Annotated in this window: 22 protein-coding genes and 1 tRNA gene; 3 read left to right on the top strand and 20 right to left on the bottom strand. The window is 43.2% G+C overall.

What is annotated here, in order from left to right:
- Positions 1-561: sulfite exporter TauE/SafE family protein (locus tag K9H14_05330; GenBank protein ID MCG9479615.1), on the top strand; the 561-nt coding region annotated here is incomplete at its 5' end.
- A gap of 1 nt (position 562) precedes the next feature.
- Positions 563-907, top strand: a complete 345-nt coding sequence (locus K9H14_05325) for a DUF1634 domain-containing protein (GenBank protein ID MCG9479614.1) — start codon at positions 563-565, stop codon at positions 905-907.
- A gap of 7 nt (positions 908-914) precedes the next feature.
- Here K9H14_05325 and K9H14_05320 read toward each other — a convergent pair whose 3' ends face one another.
- The 9 genes from K9H14_05320 to dusB all read right to left on the bottom strand — a co-directional run bounded on the left by K9H14_05320 (position 915) and on the right by dusB (position 6,016).
- Entirely contained in the window at positions 915-1,355 is a 441-nt protein-coding gene (locus K9H14_05320; GenBank protein MCG9479613.1) for a flavodoxin family protein, read from the bottom strand.
- 109 nt (positions 1,356-1,464) lie between these two features.
- Positions 1,465-1,704, bottom strand: coding sequence for a 50S ribosomal protein L27 (gene rpmA, locus K9H14_05315; protein MCG9479612.1), 240 nt, complete (start codon positions 1,702-1,704; stop codon positions 1,465-1,467).
- 13 nt (positions 1,705-1,717) lie between these two features.
- The gene (gene rplU / locus K9H14_05310; protein ID MCG9479611.1) at positions 1,718-2,032 is read right to left on the bottom strand and encodes a 50S ribosomal protein L21; all 315 of its coding nucleotides are present in this window, start codon (positions 2,030-2,032) and stop codon (positions 1,718-1,720) included.
- A 94-nt stretch (positions 2,033-2,126) separates the two neighbouring features.
- Entirely contained in the window at positions 2,127-2,468 is a 342-nt protein-coding gene (locus tag K9H14_05305; GenBank protein ID MCG9479610.1) for a DUF192 domain-containing protein, read from the bottom strand.
- A complete protein-coding gene (locus K9H14_05300) occupies positions 2,469-2,933 on the bottom strand; it encodes a metal-dependent transcriptional regulator (protein MCG9479609.1) in 465 nt (154 codons plus the stop codon). It lies immediately after the preceding gene.
- Positions 2,923-4,437, bottom strand: a complete 1,515-nt coding sequence (locus K9H14_05295) for a hypothetical protein (GenBank protein ID MCG9479608.1) — start codon at positions 4,435-4,437, stop codon at positions 2,923-2,925. Before K9H14_05295 ends, K9H14_05300 begins: the two co-directional genes overlap by 11 nt.
- A gap of 23 nt (positions 4,438-4,460) precedes the next feature.
- Positions 4,461-4,745, bottom strand: a complete 285-nt coding sequence (locus tag K9H14_05290; protein ID MCG9479607.1) for a rubrerythrin — start codon at positions 4,743-4,745, stop codon at positions 4,461-4,463.
- Between the two features lie 84 nt (positions 4,746-4,829).
- Positions 4,830-4,907: transfer RNA gene (locus K9H14_05285), tRNA-Pro, on the bottom strand.
- Positions 4,898-6,016: a tRNA dihydrouridine synthase DusB gene (dusB, locus tag K9H14_05280; GenBank protein MCG9479606.1), complete on the bottom strand. Its 1,119-nt coding sequence runs from the start codon at positions 6,014-6,016 to the stop codon at positions 4,898-4,900. Before dusB ends, K9H14_05285 begins: the two co-directional genes overlap by 10 nt.
- A 145-nt stretch (positions 6,017-6,161) precedes the next feature.
- Here dusB and K9H14_05275 point away from each other — a divergent pair, with 145 nt between their 5' ends.
- The gene (locus K9H14_05275; GenBank protein ID MCG9479605.1) at positions 6,162-6,689 is read left to right on the top strand and encodes a C-GCAxxG-C-C family protein; all 528 of its coding nucleotides are present in this window, start codon (positions 6,162-6,164) and stop codon (positions 6,687-6,689) included.
- Here the strand turns inward: K9H14_05275 and K9H14_05270 are convergent.
- From K9H14_05270 to galT, 11 genes are all read right to left on the bottom strand, one after another.
- Positions 6,686-7,468: a type III pantothenate kinase gene (locus K9H14_05270; protein MCG9479604.1), complete on the bottom strand. Its 783-nt coding sequence runs from the start codon at positions 7,466-7,468 to the stop codon at positions 6,686-6,688. The two genes, K9H14_05275 and K9H14_05270, sit on opposite strands and share 4 nt — an antisense overlap.
- Positions 7,469-7,515: 47 nt before the next feature.
- The gene (locus tag K9H14_05265; GenBank protein ID MCG9479603.1) at positions 7,516-7,974 is read right to left on the bottom strand and encodes a hypothetical protein; all 459 of its coding nucleotides are present in this window, start codon (positions 7,972-7,974) and stop codon (positions 7,516-7,518) included.
- On the bottom strand, positions 7,958-9,142 hold the full coding sequence (locus tag K9H14_05260; protein ID MCG9479602.1) for a molybdopterin molybdotransferase MoeA: 1,185 nt from the start codon (positions 9,140-9,142) through the stop codon (positions 7,958-7,960). The genes K9H14_05265 and K9H14_05260 overlap by 17 nt, the downstream gene beginning before the upstream one ends.
- Positions 9,143-9,150: 8 nt before the next feature.
- The gene (gene folK / locus K9H14_05255; protein MCG9479601.1) at positions 9,151-10,023 is read right to left on the bottom strand and encodes a 2-amino-4-hydroxy-6-hydroxymethyldihydropteridine diphosphokinase; all 873 of its coding nucleotides are present in this window, start codon (positions 10,021-10,023) and stop codon (positions 9,151-9,153) included.
- Positions 10,023-11,231 carry a dihydropteroate synthase gene (gene folP, locus K9H14_05250; protein MCG9479600.1) on the bottom strand — a complete coding sequence of 403 codons (1,209 nt, stop codon included), beginning with the start codon at positions 11,229-11,231 and terminating at the stop codon, positions 10,023-10,025. Before folP ends, folK begins: the two co-directional genes overlap by 1 nt.
- Positions 11,232-11,234: 3 nt before the next feature.
- On the bottom strand, positions 11,235-11,792 hold the full coding sequence (gene folE, locus K9H14_05245; protein ID MCG9479599.1) for a GTP cyclohydrolase I FolE: 558 nt from the start codon (positions 11,790-11,792) through the stop codon (positions 11,235-11,237).
- A 133-nt stretch (positions 11,793-11,925) separates the two neighbouring features.
- Entirely contained in the window at positions 11,926-12,960 is a 1,035-nt protein-coding gene (locus tag K9H14_05240; protein ID MCG9479598.1) for an aldo/keto reductase, read from the bottom strand.
- A complete protein-coding gene (gene ftsH, locus K9H14_05235; protein ID MCG9479597.1) occupies positions 12,957-14,756 on the bottom strand; it encodes an ATP-dependent zinc metalloprotease FtsH in 1,800 nt (599 codons plus the stop codon). Before ftsH ends, K9H14_05240 begins: the two co-directional genes overlap by 4 nt.
- A gap of 157 nt (positions 14,757-14,913) precedes the next feature.
- On the bottom strand, positions 14,914-15,489 hold the full coding sequence (hpt, locus tag K9H14_05230) for a hypoxanthine phosphoribosyltransferase (protein MCG9479596.1): 576 nt from the start codon (positions 15,487-15,489) through the stop codon (positions 14,914-14,916).
- Positions 15,490-15,512: 23 nt separating this feature from the next.
- Entirely contained in the window at positions 15,513-16,958 is a 1,446-nt protein-coding gene (gene tilS, locus K9H14_05225) for a tRNA lysidine(34) synthetase TilS (GenBank protein ID MCG9479595.1), read from the bottom strand.
- Positions 16,959-16,960: 2 nt separating this feature from the next.
- Positions 16,961-17,980 (bottom strand): galactose-1-phosphate uridylyltransferase, encoded by a 1,020-nt coding sequence (gene galT, locus K9H14_05220; protein MCG9479594.1) that lies wholly within the window; start codon positions 17,978-17,980, stop codon positions 16,961-16,963.
- Between the last annotated feature and the right edge of the window lie 50 nt (positions 17,981-18,030).

Raw genomic sequence — 18,030 nt, 5'->3', positions numbered from 1 at the left:
GCATCAAGGCTGCAGAGTAACATCCTTCTGGGAATCTTCGGATGCTTCGTGCTGGCAATGGCCTATATAATTTATAAAAGAAACAAAAAAATCAGTACCCGGGAACCAGTTCCAGTAACCGGTGACTCATTGTTTGGCTCCACTTATTATGATCCCGGCCTGGGGAGACATATAAACTATGACACCAGAAACACACCCTATGGTTTTGGAGCTTCTTTTTTTGCAGGCATTGCCTCGGGCCTCTTGGGCATAGGGGGTGGAGTTATTAAGGTCCCTACCTTAAATCTACTGCTGGGACTCCCCATTAAAGCAGCAGCTGCTACCAGCAACTATATGATTGGGCTTACTGCTGCCGCCTCCTCCATAATTTATATAGCCCAGGGGTATGTAAACCCTTTTATAACCTCAGCAGTAGTAATAGGTGTTCTGGCAGGAGGGACCCTGGGATCCCATGCCGCATCTAGGGTCAAAAGCCTGGTAATAATAAGGGTAATCATAGTAATATTTGCCTTGATTGGAATAAATATGCTGCTAAGGGCACTGGGAGTGAGGTTTTACTGACATGAACAAAACCATCTATTGGATTTTTACTATAGGGCTTTTGCTCAGCATAATCTTAATGCTGGCCGGATACATCTATGCTCTTACCGTAAACCAGGACCTGGAACAGAACCTAAACAACTTTATCCCTGATTCCCATTCTTTTATACAGGCTTTTAATGAAAAGCAGGTTTCTTCTTACCTGTTGCTAAATACAGGATTGATGGTTCTAAGCCTTACTCCGGTAGCGGGTGTCATTTATGCCCTGTTTTATTTTCTATCCCACCGGCAGTACCGTTTTATGACAGCTGCTGCTGCTATACTGCTGGTTTTAGCTGCAGGAATAATAATCGGGTTTACAATCTGAACTTAAATTATTCTAGCTGCTCTTTTATTTGATCTGCCCATTTCCTGGCTCTTTCCTCTTCTCCCTCAGCAAGAGGTCCTTCTTTGCCTCTAACTATAAAAGCTTCAGGATCTACAATTAAGTCTGCTCCTGCCTTTTTTAGTACCTTAGCCATTTTATGAGCAGCGTCACCAGAAAGCTTGGTCTTTATTCTGGTATCAAAACAGGCAGCTTTTACTCCTGAAAGTTGTCCCGGACTTAATTTTGACAGGAACTTTTTCATCCCACCAGAAGGCCGCCAGGCAATAATGGGCGCCCCTGTCACCAGCACGTCTACTCCCGAAAGCATACCCGGCTTAAAATCGGAAACAGACACTGAGCTGGCTCCGGCACCCAAACCCCGGGCTACAGCTTCAGCAATGGTTTTGGTATTGCCATAGGTGGTATCATAAACTACAAGTGTGGTCATAACCCCTCCTTTTTTTTATTAAAACCGGCCGCCTTAATTTACCCAGCAGACCTGGATAATAAACTAAAAATCTGGGTAATAAAAAAGGCCCCGTAGGGGGCCTTATGGGTTAAGATACAATATTTATAACCTTTTTGTTGGAGAACTCTACCGTTCCGTCTGCTTTGGCAAACAGGGTATAGTCCCTGCCCAGCCCAACATTTCTGCCCGGCTTAAACTTGGTCCCCCTTTGCCTCACTATGATGCTTCCAGCTTTAACAAACTGGCCGCTGGAACTTTTTATCCCTAAAAATTTAGGATTACTGTCTCTCCCATTCCTGCTGCTGCCAACACCTTTTTTGGTAGACATAAAATCACCTCAATTACTTAACTTTTATCTTCTCAGTATGAATCACGGTAAGCGATTGCCTATGACCAATCTTTCTCTTATATCTCTTCTTGGCCTTCATCTTGAAAGCAATTACTTTATCTGCCCTTATGTGTTCTTTAATGGTTGCTTCCACCTGCGCGCTACTGACTAAAGGATTACCCACCTGCACCTTTTTTCCATCGGAAATCAGGTTGACATCCTTAATACTTATCTTGTCGCCTTCTTTGCCCTGTATATAGTCAACCACTATATCCTGGTTCTCTTCTATCTTATATTGTTTACCGCCACTGGTAATTATAGCGTAAATTTTGGCCTCCTTAGTATTCATAAAAGCTTAAATCACAGACTGAAATATTAACACACACTATTATAGGGTGTCAATTACCTTTTATTGACATTTTTTATTGAATATTTAAAACCTGGTTACTGGCCAATTGCTTACTGCCGGCCACACCTGCCTTAAACTCAATAACCGCCTCTGCCCCTGATACAAACCCTGTAACCCGGCAGGGCTTAAGCCCTCTGTATATCTTTACTATCCTGCCCTGGGTATCTATAAACACCGCATCTATACTATAGCTCATCCCCAGGGTATGAATGCTCCTGCAGCCGGTAATCATCAAACATTCATCACCAACCAGAGCCGGACCAACCAGCAGGCCAAAAGTTTTCTTAAACCATGAACCGGCTAAAACAACATTTTTTGAAATAACCTTGCCGTCCCCCTGCCTGACCAGCTTCATCTACTTATCCAGGCACTCCGGGGGATATTTATTCTCTTTTAGATAATAAGCAAAGTGTTTAAGCCAAACCGGCTTGCCATGAGGATTCCTCTGAATGAACTCAATAAATTTAACCAGCCTCTTCATGGTAGCATCGCTTATGGTATGTTCTATTTTGCATGAATCAGTTTCAGCCTGATTGCGATCTACCCCCAGGATATCGGTAAAGAACTCTACCAGCACCCGGTGACGGGCATAGATTTTTTTTGCAATAGCATAACCCTTGGAAGTAAGGGTAACTTTACCATACCTCTGGTGATCGGTCAGATCCAGATCCTGCATCTTATACAATATTTCAGTAACGCTGGCCGGGTTAATATCCAATTTATGGGCAATATCTTTTACCCTTACCTGGTCTTCTGCAGTATCTATCTCGTAGATTGCCTCCAGGTAATCCTCAATATTTGGAGATAATTTATTTTCCATCAGAATACAATTCGCTTACTAATCCATATATCTTTTTGTAATTTTCAAACTTATCCTGGTATTTTTTCCTGAGCTCCTGGTCCGGTTCAAACTCTTTATTTATCTTAACAAATTTAGTAACCGCTTCTTCCAGGCTGAATTTACCGGTTCCCTTGCCCGCCATCATCATGGTAGCCAGGCATCCTGCTTCACTGGTTCCCATTTGCTTTATGGGCTTGCCGGTAACTGAGGACTTCAGCTTCAATTCATAATCTGATTTGGAACCCCCGCCTACAGCCCTGAGCTCATTTATCTGCAAGCCGCATTTTTCAGCCAGCTCAATGTTGAAAGCAATCTCAAATATCAAGCCCTCCACCAGAGCCTTAAAAATGTCTACTTTTCCGGTAGAAAGATTCAGCCCAATTATGGATCCCTTGGGAATAGGATCATGATAAGGGGTTCCTGACCCTGAAAAGTAAGGTAGGGTGTACATAGTGGAAGGAGTATAATCCAGCTGGGAGAAATATTCCTTAAAAATGCTGGTCCCCCTGGCCTTGGCTTCCTTTTTTTCCTCATTGCAAATGACATCCCGGTACCACTTTAGAACGCTTCCAGAAGTAAAATTATAGACAAAACTTACATATTTTCCATCCACTGCATGGGCACGGGTGGAATAGTCGTTTTCAAAAAGCTCATCCTTTAATATCAGCTCATCGATAGCAGGAGTAACACATTCTACGGTACCCATTCCATCAGCAGCTATTCCCCCTTTTATAGCCCCTACTCCCAGGGCTGCCGACTGCTGGTCATGGGCTCCGGTAACTATGGATACCTTCCTGCTAAATCCAAGGTCCCGGGCTATATCATCCCGTACACAACCAATCTCCTCGCCCGAAGGACAGGGCTTGGAAAATAAGCCTATGTCAATACCGCATTTATCCAGTATATATTTTGACCATTCCTTTTTCCTTACATCAAAGAATAAGGAAGTGGAACAGAGGGGATGATTCATCCTGGTGTCTTCCAATCCCAGTAAATGATGAAACAGGTCCTCGGTAAATAAAAATTTCTTAGTTTTGGAATAGACCTCGGGCATATGTTTTTTAACCCAATAAATCTTGTTAAGAGCAGTAACGTACTGGGGGGGAAGGCCGGTAATATTGTACAGCTCCTTGGCCGGAATAATTTCTAAAATCTCTTCCAGCTCTTCCACGCTCCTGGAGTCGGTAGAATAAATGGTATTGTACAGCACCCTGCCATCCTTATCTATGGGGGTAAAACTTTCCCCTATGGTAGAAACCGCCAGCGCTGTTACCGGATCATTTTTAACCGCCGGGTTTGAATTTACTTCCCTTATAACATTAAAAACTCGATCCCACATGGGTTTTACCTCAAACTCCACCCAGTTTGGTTTAGGGAATATCAGGTTATAATCATAATAGGAACTGGCTAAAGCCTGGCCGTCTTCATTAAAGGCTATAGCCTTGGCGCCAGTAGTCCCTACATCTATACCTAATATACTCATATCTATTCCTTTCCGATTGTGTTTTACTCAGCCAGCTCTTGCTCTACCTCTTCTTTGCCTGCTTCCAGTTCTCCCTGCTGCTCTTCATCCTGCCTCAGGAGCAGTTCCTGGAATTCTCCTACGTGGGTTTTTTCTTCTTTGGCTACATCCAGAAGTATTTTTTTCATGTCATTATTATTAGTCATATTAGCCATCTGCTCATAAAGATTTATGGCATCCAGCTCTGCTATTATGGCTGCCCTCAGTATTTCTTTGTCCATATCTTCCTGTTTAACTTTGCTTAAATCAATAGGTATATTAGATAACATTTCTACCCCTTTTTTAAAAAATAAATATTGTGTTTAATTATACAGTATATAATATATTTAGTTAAAATATAAAAAAAGTGGAACTGGTCGGGATGGGGGGATTTGAACCCCCGACCTCAGCGTCCCGAACGCTGCGCGCTAACCAGGCTGCGCTACATCCCGTTGTCCAAACTGTCAATAACCTTGGTGGCTTCATCTATGCTGTTGATAGTAAAAAAATCCTTTTTTACTGTGCTTATTCCCCGCATGCCCTTGAATATCCAGCTTAAATATTTCCTGAATTCTTTTACCGCTTTCTGTTCACCCTTAAAAAAAACCATAAATTTAAGATAGCAGACAGCAAACCGCTTCAGCCATTCTATATCCGGCTTAGGGCCCGGCCCGTATCCCAGAAGTCCCAGAACAATATCAGCAAACACCCACATACTGCCTTTTGAGCTTCTGCCGATCATGACAGCATCACAGTCTGTATATTGTAACACTTCCCCGGCCTTATTTGCATCATTAATATCTCCACTTACTATTACTGGTATGTCTAACTCTTGCTTTACTTTCCTTATATGTAAATAGTCTGCCTGTCCTCTGAAACCCTGTTTTACCGTCCTGCCGTGTATGGCTATTGCGCTGGCTCCACTATCCTGGCACCTTCTGGCAAATTCAATCACATTAATACTGCTGCTATCCCATCCCAACCTTATCTTTACGGTCACCGGTATTTTTATCGCCGAAGCAACTGCCTTTATAATATCTGCCGACCTTCCCGGTTCCTTTAACAGCCACCCCCCGCTTTTTGCTTTCAGTATCTTGGCTACCGGACAGCCCATGTTTATGTCAATAATATCTGCAATGTTCTCAAGTTTTATAGCAGCTTCTGCCATTATTTCTGGTTCTGAGCCAAAAATCTGTACAGCGCAGGGCCGCTCCATATCAGTTATGCCGGCCAGAGCAATACTTTTTTTATGGTTATAATGCAATCCGTAGCTGGTGATCATCTCGCTATAGGTGAGTCCGCAGCCAAAAAAAGCAGCAAAGATCCGGTAAGTATTATCACTTATCCCCGCCAGGGGTGCAGATACCACCGGATTGCCAATAGTCACATCCCCGATACTAAATTGCCGGACGGGAATCTTTAGCCCCCCGGAAAGACTGTTACACCTGCGTTCCAGCTGTTGGGTCCATAAATCTAGGGCTCTCTGGCCGGTATCCGGCCTTTGGCTTATATAATCTATAACTAGCTGTCTGGCTTCAAGAACCAGATGTTCTAAATCCATACCAGGTTTCCTTATCTATTAATCTTATTTACCGGTCCAAAACATAAACATTTTAAAGGAAGGGCCTTTGATTATGCAATTATAATTTAATTTAACCTTTGGTTAAGCTATAATCAAATTAAATTAAATTAAGACGGGAGAAAAGATGGACAGCGAAACCAGAGCCAATAAGGCTTACCGCCTGGCCTTTGATTTTGATCAGAAATATGGGGAATGCTCTCAGGCCACCTTGAAGGCATTACAGACAGTATATGGAAAAGAAGATGATGATATGTTCAGGGCTATAGGGGCTCTGGCCGGAGGAGGGGGCGCCAGGTGTGACGGCAGCTGTGGGGCCTATTGTGCCGCAATTTTTTTTATGGGCCTGTTTACCGGCAGAAATTATGACCATCTTGATGCCAATCCCCGGGATCCTCTGGGACATGTTCAAAGGGATCAACTGTTTGCCCTGACCGATAAGCTGTACCAGAAATTTATAGATACCTATGGAAGCATAAACTGTTCTGATATACACCGTAAACTATATGGAAGAGCCTTTTATCTAAGGGATTCAGATGAGATTGATAAATTTCTGGCCCAGGGAGGCCACAGTGAAAAAGGTGGCCCCGGCGTCTGTGGTAATGCCGCCAGGTGGGCAGTAGAGGAAATAGATAATTTCCTAGAAAAGGGCTAAAGATTCTTGGCCATAATTATCTGGAGCCCCTTTAAGGTAAGGTCCGGGTCAAACCGGCAGTTATACCTGCTTCTGTCTTTCATCAGATAAGCAAGGCCTCCGGTAAAGATGATCCTGGGCTCAAAATCATTATCCGAACTTTTTTGCTCTTCTAGAATCCTGTCCAGCAGATAATCCACCTGGCCCAGAAAGCCATACAATATTCCCGACCTTATGCCGTCATAAGTGTTTTTGGCTATTACCCGGTCCGGCCAGCTAAGATCCACTTTGGAAAGCTTGGCTGCATAGTTAAATAAGGCTTCTGAAGATATTTCAATTCCGGGAGCTATAACTCCCCCTGTATATTCCCCGTCAGAAGATATGATGTCAAAAGTAGTGGCAGTACCAAAATCCACCACCACTGCAGGAAAACCATAAATATGGACAGCGGCAACTGAATTAGCAATACGGTCTGCGCCTATTTCCCGGGGGTAATCATAATTTATGCTTATGCCCATATTGTTTATGCTTGAATCCACTAAAAAAACTTCTGATTTAAAATATCTCTGACCCATTCTCTTTATTTCCTCATTGATCATAGGAACCACACAGGAAACCACAATATGATCTATGCCGGCAGGATCATAACCACAATTATTTATAAACCCCATTATAGAAGAACCTATCTCATCAGAAGTTTCATGCCGTGGAGTTACCATTCTCCATGAATTTATAAGGGTGCTATTATCAAACAAGCCAATTACCGTCTGGGTATTACCTACATCTATGGCTAAAAGCAATAATTCCTCCTTATGTTTATCCCTATTATATATTTAAGTCTAAAATTTTAAAATATGCTTGTTTGTTTCCGGTTACGACCAAGATAAACAGTAATGGTTATATATGAAGCAGATAAAGAAACTATAAATTGCAGTATAGGAGATATTATTATCATCAGTACCAACCAGCCGATAAAACTTGCTCTCGGTTGATACAGTATCATGGGTATTCCAAAATTCTTAAAATCAGCATTGCTTGCAAATAGCATTTTTACCGCCGGCCCCCAGATCACTGCCATTATGACTAAAGTAATCAGGCTAAAATAAAGGCTGTATACAATAGATTTGAACATGGCCTGCCGAAGCTCAAAATAGAGCAGGTTTCTCCGGGTAATATAGAAGCCTGCCAGAAACCCCAGGAGGATATTAAAAATTGGAACGCCCATGCCCATACCTGTAAAAATAATATCCAGGATTATATAAATAATTAACAGAAGCCAGAGTCTTATTTTAAACAGTCTTTTCATTTTTACTAAATAGCATTACCTCTATTGTGTCCCCGGCCATAATATCACCGGTATCTTCAGCCATCGAGACCATCCCCGCCGCATCCCTGAGACAATCAAACAGCCCCTGCCTGTCTGTGCAGGCAGGAGAAAAAACATAACCTTTCTGCCTGTCAGCCCTAACCAGCATAAAATCGGTTCTGCCCCTCCGGTGGACAACCTTCTGCAGGGCTCGGGCCTGAACTACCGGACCCCCGATATCAGTCCTCCCCATGGCTCTGGCTAAAAAAGGATAAACATAGTATCTGAAACAAATTAGCAATGAGGGTATGCTGCCGCCCATACAGAAAACAGGTTTTTCTTGCCTGCTTACAAAAGCCAGGTTTTTGCCCGGCTGCTGGTTAACCTTCCAGAAAATTAGTTCGGTACCGGCACCCGACATCAGATCATTTATAAAACCGTATTCACCTACAGTACCGTCTCCAGTTATAATCAGGGCATCATTTTCAGATAATGAACTATCTATAGCTTTCTGTAAATTATCTTCTCCGTACACTGCCTGCTGCAATCTGCTCTCTATTCCCATAGCCCTGGACAGCGATCCGACAGTTAGGCCAGGTGAATCCTGGACGTCAACCCCTTTTCTATTAATCCCCAATATGGCCAGCCGGGGCGGCAGGAAAACTTCTACCTGTTTAAATCCCAGCCAGGCCAGCAAACCTACATGGCTGGCTTCTATCTTATGTCCGCAACTAAAAGCAGCCTGGCCTTTTTTTATATCCTGGCCCCTGCAAACCACATTGCGGCCAGGTTCACATTCCTGATATACCAGCACATCCTTCTGGCCGGTTTCAGCTGTGTCTTTACCTACCACACAGTCACTGCCTTCAGGTACCGGATCTCCTGCCCTTACCGGAATACAGAAACCTGGTTCCAGAACAGTATCCCTGGCCGGTGCCTGTTTTGCTATCTTAAGCCTTACCGGGTAGCTGCGGTCAGCCCCTTTTATATCTATTGCCCTTACCGCAAACCCCTCTACCCTGAAACGGTTGCTGAAAGGAATATCTGACCCCGCTATTATGTCTCTACTTAGCACCAGCCCCAGGCTGTCCAGTAAATCAATACTGCCCTTCCTGACTTTATAATTAAATTCTAATATCTTATCCTGTGCTTCTTTAGAACCTAACATAATCCTGCTTATAAGGTAATTTTTGCATTCTCTATCCTGGTTACCTTTTCCTCAAATTTTTTTTCTTCCAGATAGCTTCCTACCGGTTTTCCCTCAATTTTAAAATCCGGTTTTATTTCCATCAGGGGAACCAATACAAAATTTCTTTGTTTTAATCCCGGATGGGGCAAGGTCAGAAAAGGAGAATTAATTTCAACATTATCCCACCAGACAATGTCTATATCTATGGACCGAGGTCCATACCTGGATTTTTTTTCTTTTCTTCCCAGCTTAAACTCTACACCTTTTAAGAATCCAAGAAACTCAAAAGGGTCAACCCCCTTTTGAACCAATACTTCTGCTGTCATATTTAAAAAATCCTTCTGGTCCCGCTCATACATGGGCTGGGTTCTGTAAACCGAGGACAGTTTATTTATTTTTAATCCAGGATATAAACTTATTAATTCTACTGCCTGCTTCATCAACCGGAGGCTATCTCCCATATTGCTGCCCAGTGACAGCATAACCCTGCAGGTACCAGCGTCTCTTTTCACCCTGTATTCTACCCCCACACTATCCATATCTTCTGCTATGGGCGGCTGAGTTTTTTTAACCGAAACCCGCACCTCTTCTGCCCGGCTGAACCGGTCCATTATTTTATGTGCTACCACCTGGGACAATGTCTCCAGAAGATCAAACTTCTGACTGTCATTTATTTTCTTTACTACCTCTATAACCTGTGAATAGTTTATAGTATTTTCAATACTATCATTGCCAATGAAATCCTGTGCCGGGGTAATTATAGTTATGTCATAGACAAAAGGCTGGCCCTCTGTTTTTTCTTCAGGGTTTACCCCGTGAAAACCATACAGTTTTAAACCATTTATAGCTATCCTGTGCATCAGCTAACCGCCTCTATATTCTTTACCATATCCAGCGCCATTCTGGTCTGCTCCACATCATGGACCCTGAATATTCTGGCACCGTTAAGGTAGGCATGTGCCGCTACTGCCAAGCTGGGTAACATCCTCTGCTCCACTTCAAGATCCAGGGTCTTGCCCATAAAGGACTTCCTGGAAGCCCCCAGAAGAACAGGGTAACCCAGGTATCTGAACTCAGCCAGTTTTTTTAATATTGCCAAGTTATGCCCGGCAGTCTTGCCAAAACCTATCCCCGGATCAACTACTATTTTATCCCGCTCTATACCTGCAGCTACTGCCCTGCCGGCAGCAGCATCAAGGTAAGCATAAACCTCGCTTACCACATCTTCGTAAACAGGATTTTTCTGCATATCTTTGGGGGTTCCCTTCATATGCATCATTACCACACTTAAGCCGCTGTCCCCCAAAAACCCGGCCATCTGCCGGTCAAAGCTTAAAGCGCTTATATCATTTACTATATCTGCCCCTGCGGCAGCTGCCTGTTCCGCTACTTCTTTGCGGTAGGTGTCTATGGAAATAAGGATATCGCTAGTTGCTCTTATGTTTTTAATCAGGGGAACCGTTCTTTCAATCTCCTGGTCTATACTTACCGGATCTGAACCGGGCCGGGTGGACATGCCGCCAATATCAATGATATCGGCACCTTCATCTATCATCTGGTTAACCCTTTTTTCAGCATCTTCTGGATGGTAATAATAGCCACCGTCATAGAAAGAATCGGGAGTGGCATTAAGTATTCCCATAATCAGATAGTCTGTATCCAGATTATAGCGTTTATGGTTAACCGTAAAATAAGTCTCCTGGTTTAAGCCCTTCAGGTACCTATCCAGTTCCCGGGCCAATTCCTTTAATCCAAAAAGCTGCAGCCTTATCTTCTGGGCCAGGTTCTTCATCATATTTTCAGTTCCGATAATTATTACCTGGGTAGCGCCCTCTTTAGCCAGCAGACTGTCCCGGGAAGTTACCACATCGCCTCCCCTGGCCAGAGCCTCCTGCTTTAAAATATTTGCTGCTACATGGCCGATGCCGCTTACTTTTAAGGCCAGAGGCAAAGCCTTGGATGCCATTATCTTGCTGCCCGGCGGGGTAGAGCCGATCCTGGCAAATTCCTCCATAGCTTCCTGTTCATTTTTAAAATTTAATCCCCTTATATTTATCCTGGCAGTCATAACCTACCGGTCCCTGTTGCTTATCAAAGACATGACTTCGGCCCGGGTAGCATGGTTATTTCTGAAGATGCCCCTTACCGCAGAGGTAACTGTTTTAGTATTTGGTTTTTTTACCCCCCTCATGCTCATGCACAGGTGTTCAGCTTCTACCACCACCATTACTCCCCGGGGTTCAATGGTACCCATAATGGTATCCGCCACTATGCTGGTAAGCCTCTCCTGAACCTGGGGCCTTTTGGCCACTACTTCCAGTACCCGGGTAAGCTTGCTCAGCCCCACAATCTTACCGCTTTTATTGGGAACATAAGCAATATGGGCCTTACCGATAAATGGAACCAGGTGATGCTCACATACAGAATAGAAAGGGATGTCTTTTACCAGTATTATCTCATCATGATTTTCATCAAACATGGATCCCAGCTCCCGGGCAGGATCGGTGCCTATTCCAGAAAATATTTCTTCGTACATATCCGCGACTCTTTTGGGTGTGCCCACCAGCCCTTCCCTGCAAGGGTCTTCCCCAATACCCTTTAGTATAAGGGCCACACCTTCCTCTATCATTTTTTTATCCACTGGCCTACTCCCAGCCTTAAATGGTAAATATAATAAATATTATAAAAGATTATATCTTAATTGGTAGTAAAATAAGAGATGGGGCAGTCTAAACTTTATTTCAACCAGTAATTAACTACAGTTAGCATTTGCCGTATTGCTTGAGTTTTTTAAAATAAAAATCCCTGTTTTCAGACATCATATCCACTATATCCAGGCCGTATGGACACTGCTCTTCGCATTGTCCACACTGGGTGCAGTCATCCAGCTGCTTTACCGCTTCTGTCCTTTTCCTGGTTAAGTATTCATGGATAGGAAACTGATCATAGACTACCTTTAAAAAATTAAGCTCATAAATATCAATTCCCTGGGGACAGGGCATACAGTATCTGCATCCCCTGCAGAACCTGTCTCCCAGCTCTTTTCTGATACTGGATATCTTTTCCAGATCCTGCTTGTTCAGGGTTTGTTCATTTCCCATATGGGCAATGTTCTGTTTTATCTGCAGCAAGGATTCCATGCCCACTACCGGTATTATATGATCATATTGTTTCAAAAACCTCAGGCATAACCCGGCATCATCCAGTCTACCTCCCCCCAGAGGCTTCATGCCCAGGATTCCAATATTATTATCCACCAGTCTCCGGTATATACTGTCCTGCAAAAATTCTAGCGCCACAAAATTGGTGGGCATCATTATTACCGAGAAATCTCTCAGGCTGTAATAATTTTCAATTATTTCCGGATTATGGCAGGAAAAACCGATGTGTCTTATTTTTCCCTGCTTCTTCTGCTCTATTAGCGCTTCAATTACTCCATGGTCAGCCAGCTCATCCAGCTTTTCCTTTTTGGAAGCATCATGAAACATGAAGATATCAATATAGTCTGTGCCCAGTCTGGACAGGCTGGTATTCAGCTGGGACAGAAACTCTTTTTTATCAGTGCTTAAAGATTTGGAAGAAATTATAAGGGAGTCCCTTATGCCCTGGATAGCTTTCCCCAGTATGTGCTCACTGTCAGGGTACATATGGGCGGTATCTATAAAATTTATACCTTCTTCATATGCCTGTCTGACCAGGTCAATTGATTCTTTCAAGGGAATTCTGGCAAACTGGATAGCCCCAAAACCAATTTCAGATACTCTAAGATTGGTCCTGCCCAGTATCTTGTACCTCATGACTTCCGGGTGCTGGTACTATCCTGTTTGGATTTTTTATGGCTTTTAACATCAGAAAGAAGTTTCAGTACATCCTTCCGGTGCAGGGTTTCCTTATCTACCAGTTCCTGGGCCAATTTAGACAGGGCTTCACTGTTTTCAGTAATTATCTTCTTGGCCTGGTTGTAGCAACCGATAATCAGGTCATGTACTTCTTCATCAATAAGTGAAGCCACCTTGTCACTGTAATGGGGCTTGCTGGTTATGTCCCTGCCTAAAAATACCTCGTCCTCGGACTCACCCTTAAAGGTTATGGGCCCCAGCTTTTCACTCATCCCAAACTCGGTAATCATTTTTCTGGCCAGTCTGGTTGCCCTTTCTAGATCGTTCTGGGCACCAGAAGTGATATCATCAAAGTTAAGCTCCTCGCTTACTCTGCCTCCCAGAAGCTGGGTAATATTATCCATAAGCTCTCTCTTGGATTTCAAGAATCTATCTTCTTCGGGCAAAGACATCACATAGCCCAGAGCCCTTCCTCTAGAAATAATGGATATTTTATGTATAGGATCAGTATTGGGCAGAACATAAGAAAGCATTGCGTGGCCTGATTCATGGTAAGCAATTATTTTCTTTTCTTTTTCACTTATCACCCTGTTTTTCTTTTCCGGTCCGGCAATAACCCTTTCTACCGCTTCTTCAATTTCCAGCATGGTTATCTTCTTCTTATTTCTCCTGGCAGCCAGAAGTGAAGCCTCATTAAACAGGTTGGCCAGGTCCGCTCCTGTAAACCCGGGGGTTTGTTTGGCAATAGTCTTTAAATTTATATCCTTATTCAGGGGCTTATCCTTGGAATGTATCTTCAGTATCTGTTCCCTGCCGTTAAGGTCTGGACGGTCTACCACTATCTGCCGGTCAAATCTTCCCGGCCTAAGCAGTGCAGGATCCAGTATGTCCGGCCGGTTGGTAGCGGCTATAAGTATTACCGTGCTGTCAACGTCAAAACCATCCATTTCTACCAGTAACTGGTTAAGGGTCTGCTCTCTTTCATCATGTCCGCCTCCCAGCCCAGCGCCTCTGTGCCTTCCCACTGCATCAATTTCATCCATAAAAATAATGGAAGGCTGGCTGGCTTTAGCCTGTGCAAATAAATCTCTTACCCTGGATGCACCTACACCCACAAACATCTCTACAAATTCAGAACCGCTGATACTAAAAAACGGAACTCCGGCTTCACCGGCTACAGCTCTGGCCAGCAAAGTTTTTCCTGTTCCCGGAGGACCAAACAATAAAACTCCCTTGGGTATCTTGGCTCCGATTTCCTTAAACTTCTTGGGGTTCTCCAAGAATTCCTCTATTTCTCTTAGCTCTTCCACTGCTTCATCTACACCAGCCACATCCTTGAAGGTAACCCTTTGTTTTCCCTTGTTGGAAAGCCTGGCCTTGCTTTTACCAAACTGCATAACTTTGGAACCTCCGCCCTGCAGCTGATTCATCATAAAGAATATAAGGCCGAACATAATAATGAAGGGGAGGGCGCTTATAATAATTTGAAGCCATATGGATTGCTGCTGGTTATCTACCCTGAAGGGGATTCCTTCCTCTAACAGCAGCTGGCTTACATCATAGTTTTCCAGAAAAGACACGGTAAAAGGAGTACCGTCAGCAAGCGTACCTTCGACAGAATTATCCTCCCCCATTACTACCATGGGCTCTTCTGTACTTATACCCCCGTCCCTTATCAATTGCACAAACTCGTTCATGGTCAGCTCTTCGGTTTGCTGGGTCATAAACAGGGGATTTCTAAATATTAAAAACATTACTACTATAAGCAGTATAAGCAGAGCTATATTCTTAAAACTTCTATTTTTAAAACCCTTATTGTCAGGTTCTTTTTTCAAATTAAAACAACTCCTCTTTTAAAAATTAGGCAACTTTCCTGCCTTGTAAATTGCCCATTAGATAATAATATAATTACTACTCATTTTCAATATACCCGATAAAAGGAAGGTTGCGGTATTTCTCGGCAAAATCAAGCCCGTAACCCACTACAAATTTATTGGGAATGTCAAAACCTTTATACTTTATTTTATTCTCCTGTTTTCTGGGCACCTTCTTATCCAGAAGGGCACATACTTCTATAGATTTTGGATTTCTGGCCCCCAGGTTCTTAACCAGATAATTAAGGGTCCGCCCGGAATCCACTATATCCTCAATTATAAGAACTTCCTTGTTTTCAATATTGAATTCCAGGTCCTTGGTTATCCTTACTATCCCCGAACTGACCTTGGAATTACCATAACTGGACACCGCCATAAAATCAAAAACTACCGGTATCTCTATATGCCGGCAAATATCAGCTACAAAAATAAAGGAACCCCTTAATATAGAAATTAATACCGGGTTTTTCCCGGAATAATCCTTGGTTATCCTCTGGCCCAGCTTCGTGATTTTTTCCTGCAGCTCCTGTTCGCTGATAAGCACTTTAATCCTGGTTTTTCCCTCTACTATCAGCTGGCCATCTTTGTCTCTTTGATATTCGTAGCAGCTCATAAATACCTCTTCTTAAATTATCCTTATAATATTCTTATATATAGGACCTTGCTGGTCCCGGAGCCAATTTTTACCCTTTCATCGATCCTGTATCCGCCCACCCATATAATTTTTTCCCTGTCTTCAAAAATTGGAACCATACTTCTCAGATATCCGGGGATTTTAAGGTCGGTAAAAAAATCCTGTAATTTTCTCTCATGCACTCGGCCCAGTGGGAAAAAACGGTCACCCCTCTCCCAGCTTCTTATTTTAACAGGAAACCTTATTTTATCATAATCCATGAATGCTTCAAAACCTTTGGCAGACCGGTAAAGTTTCTTCTCCGGCTTATCCATTATTCTGGCTTTAATGTTTACCCCAAAACCTTCCAGGCATTTAATGCTGCCATCGACTTTATCCAGCCGATACCGCAAAGGCTTGTGTTCAAAAATTGCTCTGTACTTGCGGGGAAGACTGTCTGCATAAGCCAGATTGATAAAAAGAATCCTGTCCTTCTGTCTGGAGATGAGTACTTTCTGGCAGGGCTGCAACCGCCTGGACTCTCCCTGCTGACAGGCCAGGGCCAGTATCTGTTCAATATTTTTAAAACTGATATCCTGCACATGCCCCCTCAGCAACCCAATAGCTTCTATAATAACCCTTCTCTGTAAAGCGGTATGCAGGTTATTGAAATTATCCGCTTCTAAAATAATCACCAGTTCTTGGGAGTCTTTGGTTATTATCTCTGCCTGTTTTTCTATGATCTCTTTGGCCTGTCGGCCCATAAAATCATCCTCCAGCCTTGCCACTTCCGCCATACGGGATATATTGTTTTTTATGTTTGGTGAAATATTTTCTTCCATATAAGGAATCAGCCTATTCCTTATTCTGTTTCGGAAATACTCATTTTCCACATTGGTTTTATCCAGGCAATAGCTAATACCTTCAGAATCCAAAAAATTTAGAATATCTTTACGCCAGGTATAGATAAGCGGCCTTATTATATTACCCCAAACCGGCTTTATGCCGCCCAGCCCTCTTACTCCGCAGCCCCTTACCAGATTTAAAAAAACTGTCTCCACGCTATCGTCAGCATTATGACCAACCGCAATCCGGCTGCAGCCTTTAGAAAGAGCAGTTTCCTCTAAAAATTTAAGCCTGAGATCTCTTGCTGCCTGCTGAAAAGATACAGATCTTTCTTGGGCCAGCTTTGATGCTTCCTCCCGGCGGAGGGTAAAACCAAGACCCAGCCTGGTGCATAATTCTTTTACAAATAAAGCATCTTTTTTAGACTGACCTCTCCGGGTAACATGATCCAGATGAAAAACTTCAATCCCCAGATGGTATTCAGGAGCAATCCTGGCCAGGGCATGGAGCAGAAACACCGAATCCGGCCCTCCCGAAACAGAAACCAGAACCCGGTCTCCTTTTTCCAGCATCCTGTATTTGGTTATGGTATGTTTTACTGCTGATATTAAATCTCCAGCCATAATCAGGGTATGCTGATCCTTTCCTTAATGTATTCTGCGGTAAATTCAGGAGTAGTAATATTTATGTTTACACCGGTTCCCATTTCAAACCCTGCCTTTATGGTAAGTTTGGGAATCAGCTCAAGATGCCAGTGATAATATTTACCGGTGTCAATAAGAGTAGGGCTGGTATGGATATAATAATTAAAAGCAGGATTATCCAGCTGGTGATAGAAAAAATCCAGCACCAGCTTAAGACATCTGCAGAAAGACTGCATCTGCTGCTTATCAATATCTTCAAAATTTGGAGAATGTTGCCGGGGCACTACCCAGGTCTCATAAGGGGAACCGGAAGCAAAAGGCTGCAGCACCATAAAATACTGATCCATATACACTATTCTTTTCTGCTGCTGCTGCTCATATTCCAGTATATCGCACATTGCACAACGGTCATGGTCATTAAAATAAGCAATGGTCCCCCTTAATTCCTTGCCCAGTACTGGGGGTATAAAGGGAAGCCCGAACAGCTGTGAATGGGTATGATCCAGCGATGCCCCTGCTTCCTTGCCCTGGTTGTGCATTATTATAACAGACTTTATACGGTCATCCTTTTTAAGCTCATCTATCCTGCTTTTGTAAGCGGTCACCATGGATACCAGTTCCTGGTGGGATAAATCACCTATATCACGTATATGCTGGGGGGTAAGTATAATTACTTCGTGGACACCAAAGCCGCTCATAACATCATAAATACCTATTTTAGAGCTATCGAGGCCTACTTTGGAAATAAGGGCTGGAAATTTATTGGGCACTACTCTTACCTGCCAGCCCTCCTGGTTTGGCTTTCTGTTGATTACCTTATCTATAGTAAAAACTTCCTGCGGAGTCATGTCTTCATTCCCGGCGCAAAAAGGGCAGGTAGCGTTATTGGTTTCCGGTGGCCTTACCTGTGATTGTCCCTTGAATTTATCCGGCCGTTTGGCCCTCTCGGTAGCAATTATTACCCAGTCACCGGTAATCAAATCTTTCCTAAGCTGGGGCAATTTTAAACACTCCTTTCAAAAAACTGCCATTATACCTGTTTTAATAATAT

Source organism: Actinomycetes bacterium (assembly GCA_022396035.1).
Lineage (GTDB): Bacteria > Actinomycetota > Humimicrobiia > Humimicrobiales > Humimicrobiaceae > Halolacustris.
This window is presented reverse-complemented; position numbering and strand designations above follow the sequence as displayed.